The sequence below is a fragment of the Acinetobacter sp. 1130196 genome (assembly GCF_000588095.1).
In the GTDB taxonomy this organism is placed as follows: Bacteria; Pseudomonadota; Gammaproteobacteria; order Pseudomonadales; family Moraxellaceae; genus Acinetobacter; species Acinetobacter nosocomialis.
In genome coordinates this window covers 1-10,852 of record NZ_JFWX01000071.1, presented here as the reverse complement: position 1 = coordinate 10,852, position 10,852 = coordinate 1, and the positions used below count along the sequence as shown (strand labels likewise).

General features: G+C 34.8%; 10 protein-coding genes and 1 pseudogene. 7 read left to right on the top strand and 4 right to left on the bottom strand.

Features of this window, described 5'->3' with window-relative positions; genetic code table 11:
- Positions 1-809 (bottom strand): IS5-like element ISAba27 family transposase gene (locus J671_RS25600; RefSeq protein WP_155765201.1). Its coding sequence is split into 2 segments (ribosomal slippage), with 808 coding nucleotides annotated over them: positions 1-427 and positions 429-809; the frame shifts between segments, so codons are not numbered across the junction. This gene is flagged as partial in the annotation.
- Between the two features lie 430 nt (positions 810-1,239).
- Here J671_RS25600 and J671_RS23670 point away from each other — a divergent pair.
- The 5 genes from J671_RS23670 to J671_RS23650 all read left to right on the top strand — a co-directional run bounded on the left by J671_RS23670 (position 1,240) and on the right by J671_RS23650 (position 5,342).
- Positions 1,240-2,112 (top strand): MetQ/NlpA family ABC transporter substrate-binding protein, encoded by an 873-nt coding sequence (locus tag J671_RS23670; protein WP_004708030.1) that lies wholly within the window; start codon positions 1,240-1,242, stop codon positions 2,110-2,112.
- 75 nt (positions 2,113-2,187) lie between these two features.
- Positions 2,188-3,213: a methionine ABC transporter ATP-binding protein gene (locus J671_RS23665; protein ID WP_004708029.1), complete on the top strand. Its 1,026-nt coding sequence runs from the start codon at positions 2,188-2,190 to the stop codon at positions 3,211-3,213.
- Positions 3,210-3,905 carry a methionine ABC transporter permease gene (locus J671_RS23660; protein WP_022575478.1) on the top strand — a complete coding sequence of 232 codons (696 nt, stop codon included), beginning with the start codon at positions 3,210-3,212 and terminating at the stop codon, positions 3,903-3,905. Before J671_RS23665 ends, J671_RS23660 begins: the two co-directional genes overlap by 4 nt.
- A 146-nt stretch (positions 3,906-4,051) precedes the next feature.
- Entirely contained in the window at positions 4,052-4,783 is a 732-nt protein-coding gene (gloB, locus tag J671_RS23655; protein WP_031983689.1) for a hydroxyacylglutathione hydrolase, read from the top strand.
- 355 nt (positions 4,784-5,138) lie between these two features.
- Positions 5,139-5,342 (top strand): hypothetical protein, encoded by a 204-nt coding sequence (locus J671_RS23650; RefSeq protein ID WP_000758190.1) that lies wholly within the window; start codon positions 5,139-5,141, stop codon positions 5,340-5,342.
- 242 nt (positions 5,343-5,584) lie between these two features.
- On the opposite strand, the gene J671_RS23645 is transcribed toward J671_RS23650, so the two are convergent.
- Both J671_RS23645 and J671_RS23640 read right to left on the bottom strand, forming a co-directional pair.
- On the bottom strand, positions 5,585-6,883 hold the full coding sequence (locus tag J671_RS23645; protein ID WP_002049225.1) for a dicarboxylate/amino acid:cation symporter: 1,299 nt from the start codon (positions 6,881-6,883) through the stop codon (positions 5,585-5,587).
- Between the two features lie 480 nt (positions 6,884-7,363).
- Positions 7,364-7,921 carry a TetR/AcrR family transcriptional regulator gene (locus J671_RS23640; RefSeq protein ID WP_002049198.1) on the bottom strand — a complete coding sequence of 186 codons (558 nt, stop codon included), beginning with the start codon at positions 7,919-7,921 and terminating at the stop codon, positions 7,364-7,366.
- A 137-nt stretch (positions 7,922-8,058) separates the two neighbouring features.
- Here J671_RS23640 and J671_RS23635 point away from each other — a divergent pair, with 137 nt between their 5' ends.
- Entirely contained in the window at positions 8,059-9,261 is a 1,203-nt protein-coding gene (locus J671_RS23635; protein ID WP_031983687.1) for an MFS transporter, read from the top strand.
- A gap of 40 nt (positions 9,262-9,301) precedes the next feature.
- Here J671_RS23635 and J671_RS23630 read toward each other — a convergent pair whose 3' ends face one another.
- Entirely contained in the window at positions 9,302-10,453 is a 1,152-nt protein-coding gene (locus J671_RS23630; protein ID WP_031983686.1) for a sterol desaturase family protein, read from the bottom strand.
- Positions 10,454-10,729: 276 nt separating this feature from the next.
- Between J671_RS23630 and J671_RS26225 the strand changes: the two are divergent.
- Positions 10,730-10,852, top strand: a pseudogene (locus J671_RS26225) (helix-turn-helix domain-containing protein); the annotation flags it as partial.

Genomic DNA, 10,852 nt, shown 5'->3' with positions numbered 1-10,852 from the left:
TCCGATTTACCAGTGCAGCGATTAAGTTAATGCGTAAACCGAATCTTTTCCGTCTATTTCGATAGCGTTCACTTAATATTCTAAATGTTTTCAATTGACTATTAATATGTTCGATCACAACTCGTATTTTTCCAATCATTTTATTGTACTTTTTCTCAACATCAAATAAGGGTAAATTCTTCTTTTTCTTTATTGGCATCAATAATTTAAAGCCATCTTGCTCTAATCCGTAGTACCCTAAATCGGTCATAACATATTTACAATGTTTGAATTTTTTAACCGTTCTTCTTGCCAATTTAATGTCATGCTGACTGCCATTCGATATATCTAGCCCTATGATTTGTTTGCTGTTCGGATGATAGATCACTTGTGCTTTTAGCGTATGTTTCTTCTTTTTACCACTGTAGAACTTACTCTGATTTTTTTTTCGGACGTTCTATTGAACATTCTGTCGCATCAATAATGACCCAGTTAAACTGTTCGTCTGCTGTGGTAATGCTTCGTTTTGGCAGAGTAAACCGTCTTGATTTCATCAATGCATCTTCAACCTTTTTAATGGTTCGATTCACATTACTTTCAGCGATATGGTAATTTGCAGCCAACTCCAATTGAGTGCTGTAATTCCGTAAGTAATTGAGTGTTAATAATAATTGATCCTCTATAGCTAAAGTATGAGGACGCCCAGATTTCTTTTTAAGTGATTCTACTTCTTTTAAAACTTCGATCATTTCACTAAAAACTGGTCGAGGTACACCAACCAAGCGCTGGAATTCAGAATCTGAAAAACGATTTAATTTCTGATATCTCATGAAATTTAGATTGAGGTGGTTTTTACTTTCGCAAGAGGTCTATTTATTAAGATATCAACAAATAGAAAAAAGCCCTCTATATCAACTACATTTTTATTGCTATCATTAGTACATAGTTGTAACTGTCATCAGACACTGCTGTTTTAATAATTTCCATAAAGACTTGCTCTACAAATTATGCCTGTAGAGAGTTTTTTAATATTCTAAATTTATGAATGCTCGTTTGGCTACTGTTGGGGATGAACTGTTTGGGGAAACAGTTTTTGTTTATTAAACAATTACCCTCTGTTATAGCCAAAATATGCAAGCAAATTATGGAACCCCAGAAAAAGATCACAGAGTTTAGACTAGTTGTAATTCCAACTCCTCTCTTTTCATATTGATATAGATCAATCGTTATTGTTCTATATCTTAATCAGGACTTTTTTAAATGAAAAAGCTGATCAGCCTTTTTTTAAGCATGTCAGTAGTATTATTGACAGCATGTAGCAAACAAGAAAATGCTCAACAAGCCGAACAAAACAATGATAGTTCCAAAGTACAAAAGGTAGTAATTGCCTCTACAGGTTCGGATGCTGACATTTGGCGTTATATCGCATCTTTACCTGAAACCCAAGCTGCTGGACTGAAGTTAGAAGTAAAAAACTTCTCAGACTCCGTTTCAATGAATACAGCAGTTGCAAATAAAGAAGTAGATTTGAACGCATTCCAAGCTTATTCTTATCTTACTGTATTTAATAATTCAAACCCGGATAAGATTGCAGCGGTTTCTACCACTTATATTGAGCCAATGGGGATTTATTCAAGTAAATACAAAAAAATTGAAGAACTTCCTGAAGGTGCAATTATTTCAATCCCGGATGATGCTGCCAGCGAATCTCGTGCGCTACTCTTGTTACAAACTGCTGGCTTAATCAAGCTTAAAGCTGACTATAATCCTGTTCAGGGCAGTCCAATTGATGTTATCGAAAATCCCAAAAAGATCAACATCAAACCAATCAAAATGGAAACTGCATTACGTCTTAAAAATGAATTTGATGCAGTTGTATTAAATAATACCATAGCACTCGAGGGAGGTTTAAACGTACTCAAAGATTCTATGTTCTATGAACCTATTGATCAAATCTCAAAAATTAGTGTAAACGTTCTAGCAACTGCTGAATCACGTAAAAATGATCCTGTCTTGCAAAAAGTTGGTAAGCTTTACCACACTGCAGCTGTTAAAAAATACATTGAAGAACACTTTGGTGGAACAAAAGTTGACGTAGACAAACCAATCAGCTATCTCTCAGAAGCTAAATAGTAATATAATAGCCCAAACGTGAAACAGGCAAATTATCTTTGCCTGTTTTTTCTTTCAAGCATAGTTTCTGACGATATGATTCAATTTAAAAACATTTCAAAGCACTATCAGCTCAAAAGCCAAACCATACGCGCACTCGATCAAATCAATTTAGAGATTCCCGAGGGCAGTATTTTCGGCATTATTGGCTATAGTGGTGCAGGTAAAAGTACTTTAATTCGCCTGATTAATTTACTCGAACGACCAAATGAAGGTCAGATTATTATTAATCAAAAGGACTTCACTGCTTTAGATGCACGTTCATTACGTCAGGAGCGTGCAAATATTGGTATGATTTTTCAGCATTTCAATTTGCTTCAAACCAAAACAGTTGCTGAAAATATCGAAATGCCAATGCGTCTGCTAAATTATAAAAAAGCAGAACGTGAAAAGCGTTTAAATGAATTATTAGAGTTTATTGATCTTAAGCATAAAAAAGATGCCTATCCAGATGAACTCTCTGGCGGTCAAAAGCAACGTGTTGGTATTGCTCGTGCTTTGGCAAATCATCCTAAAATTTTATTATGCGATGAAGCCACATCTGCACTAGATCCGCAAACTACTCAATCAGTTCTAGAGCTTTTAAAGAAAATCAATCAAGAACAGAAAATTACTATCGTTATGGTTACTCATGAAATGGATGTCATTGAATCTATTTGTGACCATGTTGCAGTTATGGAAGCTGGTAAAGTGATTGAGCAAGGCTCAACTATTGATATTTTTAGTAATCCTCAGCATCCAACAACTAAAAACTTTATACAAACTGTTTTACATCAACAGTTGCCAGTTAACATTCTAAATCAATTAGAAAATCAACATCACCACAGCATTTATTGCCTACAATTCTTAGGACGTTCGGCTCAAGAACCTGTGATTCAGTCACTTATTAAACAATATGATATTAGTTTAAATATCTTATTTGCCAATATGACTGAAATTAATGGCACAGTGATTGGTCAAATGTTTGTACAGCTTTTAGGTGACCCGCAGTTGATCAGTCAAGCGATTGAGTTTTTAGAGAAAAATGAAGTGAGCGTAGTTCAATCAGGAGATCAAGTATGAGAGATTTAATCGTACAATGGTTAACTGAACTTACTCAGCCTTTCTGGCACAGTTCCCTTTCTATGGACCAGTTTGTAACTGCCTTACAAGAAACCTTTAATATGGTGTTCTTTGCGCTTATATTTGGTGGTATTTGGGGCTTCATCCAAGGCATTATTCTGCTTGTAACTCGCCCAGAAGGGATCTTACCAAACAGATTCATTTATCATTTACTTAACCCAATTGTAAATGCTCTGCGTTCTCTGCCATTTATTATTTTGCTTATTGCAGTTATTCCACTTACAAAGTTCTTGGTAGGTACTTCGATTGGTACATGGGCGGCAATCGTTCCTTTAACAATTTATGTTGGACCATATATGGGCCGACTTATTGAAACTTCCCTACTTGAAGTAAATGAAGGAATTATCGAATCTGCTCAAGCAATGGGTGCAACACCTTGGCAGATTATTTCACGCTTTATTTTACCTGAAGCTCGCAGTTCTCTTATTTTGAACTTGACGACTGCTACGATTAGCCTTATTGGTGCGACCGCTATGGCTGGCGCAGTTGGTGCTGGTGGTATTGGTGACTTAGCCATTTCTTATGGTTACCAACGTTTTGATACAAGCGTTGTGATTTTAACAGTGATTATCCTCTTGCTTTTGGTACAGATTGTACAGACTTTAGGCAACTGGCTCTCTAAGATACGCTAACTCATTTATATAGAAAGCTCCCTAATCGGGGGCTTTTTGTTTTTATAGTCTCCTGTTATTAAAAAGTTGAGTACATGGCTTAATGCCATTTTCTGTTATCATCAAAATTAGTGGTTACTCTTTGGATTTGGTTTCAGGATAAAACAATGCGTTATAGAATTCATTTTATTGATGTGCAAAATGCCCTACAAAACTATATCTGGATTTTAGAAGATACTGAAACTCATGAAGCTGTTGCAGTTGATCCAACAGAAGCTGAGTTAGTCACTCAATTTTGTGATGAGCATCATTTAACTTTAAAGCAAATTTGGCTTACACATTGGCATAAAGATCATATTGGTGGCGTTGCAGATTTAATGGCAAATTCCACTCTAGCTGTATATGGTCCAAGAGATGAATTAAGTAAAATTCCTGGTATTACCCATCCTCTTCAACATGATGACCATCTAAAGTTTAATGATTTAAAAGCAGAGATTATTGCGACACCTGGTCATACCTTAGGACACATTGTTTATTTTATTGAAGAGTTGAATACGCTCTTTTGTGGAGATACTTTGTTTGCAATGGGATGTGGCCGACTATTTGAAGGTACGGCAGAACAGATGTATCACTCTTTAAATCGACTTGCTGCCCTTCCAACCACAACTGAAGTCTATTGCACACATGAATATACGCTTTCTAATGCTGAGTTTGCTTTAAGCGTAGAACCTGAAAATCATGCCTTACAAGAACGTGCAGAACAAGTTCGTAAGCTTCGCACGGAAGGTAAAATTACCCTACCAAGTAGTATTGAACTTGAGTTGGCAACCAATCCATTTTTACGTGCTGAAAGTGTAGATGAGTTCGCTCAATTACGTAGTTTAAAAGATAATTTCTAATTTTTTGGCTTTATATAAAGATACAGTTTAATTTTAAGAACTGTATCTTTTTGAATAAGGCATGTTTCGTGAAATTATTTTTTACATTTATTGATTTTAAATTAATTTGTTTTGATTAAAATTTACTCTAATTCTTGTATTTTAAAATAATTATAAAAATTAAATAGTTAAATTTTATTAGTGATAAAAATGATTACACAAAAACTGAATAAATTCATAAAATGAAGAAGATTGGTTTATCTCTATTACTTTTTTTACAAGTTGCAAAATAAAACAAAGTTTTCCCCCTTTAAAAAATCCTAGTAAATCCCTATTAATAAATAAGGTGTAAGACACGGATAGAAGGAGTTCTCACGTGAAAAAGGTTGTTAAAGCTAAAAATTTAATTGCGTTCCGTATTTGGTTAGAAAAATTAGGGTATTCGGTTAAAAACTTGGCCGATGGAAAAGGTTTCACCTTCAGTTTTAAAAAAGAGTATGGCTTAGTCACGTGTGATTTGGCTGGTAACGCTTTAGCGATGCAATTAGGTGAAGAGTTTGAGGATCACTTAAAGGCGTAAGCTTGAGCTGTTTTGCATATACTATTTTCAGTATAGGCACCTCAAAAGTTCTACTTCATAAGTAGATCTATATGAGAGTTTGTGAGAAATTTTATACTGACCTCCCATAATTAAGCATTTACATAGAAGATAGTTTTTTTAAATTAAATTTTCGACTAGATAAAATAAAACCTGTAGCATGGCGCCTCTCCCAAATTGCCAATTGCTACAGGTTTTTTATTTCGAATTAAAATTTTAAATAATTAATTCGTTTTAGATTTTCCTAATGCTTTATCTAGAACGTCCTTGTCCAGAGCTTTGTCCCAACGGGCAACAACAATTGTTGCACATGCATTACCAATTAAATTAGTTAAAGCACGACACTCAGACATAAAACGGTCAATACCTAAAATTAGCGCCATCCCTGCCACTGGTACAGATGGAACAACCGACAAAGTAGCGGCCAGTGTAATAAAGCCTGCGCCCGTTACCCCTGCTGCACCTTTTGAACTCACCATTGCCACTAAAAGTAATGCAAGCTGTTCACTAATGGATAAGTCTACATTACATGCTTGTGCAATAAATAAAGCAGCCATGGTCATATAAATATTAGTACCATCAAGGTTAAATGAGTAACCTGTAGGAATGACTAAGCCCACTACAGATTTTTCACAACCTGCTTTTTGCATTTTATCCATGAGGGAAGGTAAAGCAGCTTCAGATGAACTTGTACCTAAAACCAACCAAAGCTCGTCTTTGATATAACGAATCAAAGCAATAATTGAAAAGCCGTTATAGCGTGCCACAGCACCTAGAACAATTAATACAAACAGCACAGCTGTAATATAGAAAGTCATAATCAATAGTAATAAATTACCAATTGATTCGATTCCATAAGCACCAATAGTAAATGCCATAGCTCCAAAAGCACCAATTGGCGCAAGTTTCATTAACATGCCAACCAAGTAGAAAACTGGTGCCGTTAAGTTATTTAGGAAATCAGTGATGGGACGTGCACGATCGCCTAAAGCAGCTAAAGAAATACCAAATAGTACTGCCACAAATAGAACCTGCAAGATTTCACCACCAGCAAGCGGACTTACCAGTGTTTGCGGGATAATATTCATGAAGAAGTCAGTAATATTGGTAGCATGAGCCTTCTCAACGTAAGTATTTACTTTATCGCTGACTAAGGTCGCTGGATCAATATTTAGGCCTTTACCAGGTTGAATGATGTTTGCCACAATCATACCAACCACAAGTGCAAGACTTGAGAAAGTAATGAAATATAGCATAGCTTTACCAGTCACACGCCCAACTCGACTCATGTTCGTCATGCTGGCAATACCAGTAACCACGGTCAAAAAGATTACGGGAGCAATAATCATTTTAACGATCTTGATAAATGCATCACCAAGAGGTTTTAAGCTTTGTCCAAGTTCAGGGTAAAAATGACCTATTAAAACGCCTAAAATAATTGCAAAAATGACCTGTACATACAAAATTTGGTGAAACTTCTGTTTTTTCTGTACCGTTTCTTGGTCAAGGGTATTGAAATCCATTATCTAAATACCTGTTCGATGGGGATAAAAAAATAAAATATAAAGCGTGCACCACAAGCTGCTTTAAAGGAAGTGAAGCCATTGTAAAGAATAAAAAACACCCTGTGTCATAAATTTAAAAAATGTTAAATTCAAAAATCATGTATATTTTTGTATACAAAACAATTATTTTACGGATTTTTTAAAAAATTAAATTTCTTAAAAATAATTAAAATTCAAGATAACTCCATGTTTATTATATGATTTATATTCTTTAAAACTTCCTTAAATGCTTTCAGTATTAATTTTATAATGAATAAAACCATCATTTCAAAAATAAATGATTAAAATAAATTCATATTTATTCTAAATTATGAGAATTTAATTTTTAAATAATAAGAAATATTGATATATAATTATTTAATAAAAACAAAAACCTATATGCTTAGGCTAATTAAATGAGCCATTTTTAACTAAAAAGACGAACATATTTCTATGATTTTAAATAAATAGACGTTTTAAAAGACTACGTACGTAATCTAAATTTAATTCCTGATTAGTAAATAGAATCCGAAATAACATGGGTGCAATTACAGTTTCGATAATTTCTTGGTTCGGTATAGTGAACTCATTTCGTAATTTTGCACGATTTTGAATAATGTCGAGTTGCTGAATAATTAAACTTTCGCACATACGTGCATTAGAATCCGAATTTGATGTATACAGAACATCTCGTAATAAATCTTGTCCCACCTCGGAAGCATATTCTTCAAAATATTGCTCAACCCATGCTGTGATATCTTGTTTAAACGAACCTAAATCTTTGGGTTCCATATCAGGTTTAAGTTCATTTAAAGCTACATCTGAAAATAACTGATTGATGTCTCCCCATCGACGATAAATAGTTGAAGGTGTTACTCCCGCCTGTGAAGCGATCATTGGAATGGTAATCTGGCTTTGCTCGAAATCTTTTTGTAATTCTTTTACAGCATTATGTACCGCGGTTTGTATTCTTTCGCTACGGCCACCAGGGCGTAATCCAGTAACAACTTTTGCCATTTATAAACTCTGTAAAGGTCACGAAAAATTTATAAATATTTATATCTATATACAAAATACACTAAAGCTAAGGATTTGCTTTAGTGTAAAAATAATGTATAAAAGCTAAATATTCGCTTTTATGTTATTCATGTTCTATGAACAATTCAAGTTCAAAACGGTCAAGAGCTGTTTTTCAATTAGATGCCGCGAGTGCTTTGACACTCAATACAATTACGCTCATGACATTTATGGCTGCATCTAGTGCACCAACCCCACTCTACCGCCTATACCAACAGCTCTGGCAATTTTCACCGATCACACTGACTTTAATTTTTGCAACCTATGCTTTTACACTGCTGGGATCATTACTCATTATTGGGTCACTGTCTGATTATATTGGACGTCGTCCAGTTATCATTGCCGCTATTTCTCTGCAAATTATTTCGATGAGTTTTTTCTTATTTGCATCAGATGTTTCAATGTTATTTATTGCACGAGGCTTACAAGGTATAGCAACTGGTCTTGCAGTTTCTGCTATAGGGGCAGCAATTTTAGATTTTAGTAAGTTACATGGTTCACTGATTAATAGTATCGCACCCATGATAGGCATGGCTGTTGGGATTTTTCTGACCTGTTCTATTTTACAGTTTTCTACTCAACCCTTACGGGTAGTTTTTGAGTTCTTATGCTTTCTTCTTATTTTGGAACTCATTTTAAGTTTTCTTACTCCCGAAACAGCGCAAAAAAGATCCGGCGCTCTTGCCTCTTTAAAACCTGCGATGGCGATTCCTCCACAAACGAAAAGCGCTTTATTGACTATTAGCCCAATTAATATTGCACTATGGATGGTCAGTGGTTTCTTCTTGTCACTCATGCCATCGTTATTAGCAAAAATTTTCCACACGTCATCGGCATGGTTAAACGGGATTATGTTTATGGCGCTCGCCCTTTCAGGTGCAGCAGGGATATTAACGCTTAGAAAGTCGACAAATTTTCGTATTTTATTAACAGGTACGCTCTCAATTGCTATTGGCGCAGCTGTTTTATTTGTCGCTATTAATCTGACTAATGCTGTAATTCTATTTTTAGGTTCTATTATTACTGGAGTTGGTTTTGGTACAGCGTTTATGGGGGCCATTCGTAGTGTAATGCCATTGGCGCTTCCTGAAGAACGTGCGGGTCTTATGGCTGCTTTTTTTGTTGAAAGTTATTTGGCTTTTAGTATTCCTGCAATTTTAGCTGGGTATTTTGTAGGAAAAATTGGGCTGATGAGTACGGCAAATAGTTACATCGGTTTTATTATCTTATTGTCACTGGTTGCCCTTCTGATGATTATTAAAAATTTTAAAAATAAATAACTATATAAAAAAGCCTCGAACTGAGGCTTTTTTTTAATATTTACTGGTCACGCCAGCGTTTTAAAAAGCGTTTTACATACTTTTTAAATGGCCAAGTAAACTGTTTTATAAAACTATTTGGAATTTTATACCCTACCGTACCATACACGCTCGCCAAGTGATTTGGCATATATACGGTTTTAAAAATAACATCATAAAGTGGAATAAAAGCAGCGTAATTTTTATCAATCGCAGGTTTTTCAGAGGAATGATGCCAATGGTGGAATTCTGGTGTTGCGATAAACCAACGTAAATATGGAAATCGAAAACGTACATTGGAATGAATAAAAATAGCGTGAAATGAAATAAAAATTAAATAGGCAAAAACAGCAGAAGTATGAAACCCTAAAAGAAAAATCGGTAAAGTGGCAATAAAGCGAGTCATTAAAACTTCGACAACGTGTAAACGGGAAGATGCTAACCAATCCATATATTCAGTCGAATGATGAATCGCATGAAAACGCCATAAAAAGTTCACTTCATGCATGGCTCGATGTAACCAATACACCGTAAAATCAACCACAATGAGCAATTCAATGAATTGCAGCCAAATCGGCTGAGCTTGAACATATGGCACAATTGGGTTATCAGGTAAATGCGTAATCCAATATTGAATTGGCATAACCGTTAAGAAGCTAAATAGTTGAATACCAATATGGCTGACCATGAAATATTTCATATCGGTCACCCAGCCCACTCTTAAGATCTTTTGTTCAGGGTTTTTAGCAAAAAAGCCTTCAAGGGGTATAAAAATAAAAGCCAAGATGACTAGGGTAAGTACAAAATAATCAATGCCTGCATAAAATGGTACGCTTGGAATGACTGGAGCATGAATAACACCACAGCCTAAGACTGCTGCGATGAGTGCAAAGCATAAACCATAAAAGCCATATCTATTTTGTCGGATGATTGCACTAAATGCTCCAAAACCTCCGCTAATAATAATGCCTGTAATGAGGCCATAATAAAAAAGATTATAGTGCTTTGCATAAAGTGGACGTAACTCTGGGGTTGTCAGCACACTGGGAAACAAAAAACATAAAGCTCCAAATAAGCAAAGTAAGCTTAATGCCATGGATATAAAGGCACTAATTTTTCCTAAACCCGCATTAAGCTCTAAATTTTCAAATCTTGCTCTTAATTGATCAGTCATAATTCATATCAACAGTTCTTATTCTCTATGCCGCGCATGCTAACAAAATTTAATTATTAATTGTAAAAAGCACCTTATTTAACTCAGACTAAAAAATAGATATATAAATAAAACTAACCAATCAACCCAAAAATAGGATTAATTGGTTAGTTATTATAAATATTTATCTATTTCAGAACGTGAAAATAGGCTATTTATTTTTTATATGGAGTCTCATAGGTTGGCAGAGTAAAACTTGAAGTGCGACATAAACCACCTAATTAATTTAAAGGGTTTATGGAGTATATAAAATTGTCATACCATCATCTTAACTTTGAAGATCGTACTGCATTAATGCTTGAGTCAAGAAAAGAAGGCTTTTCAGCCAGAAAATTTGCTGAACTCATTAAAAGACATCCA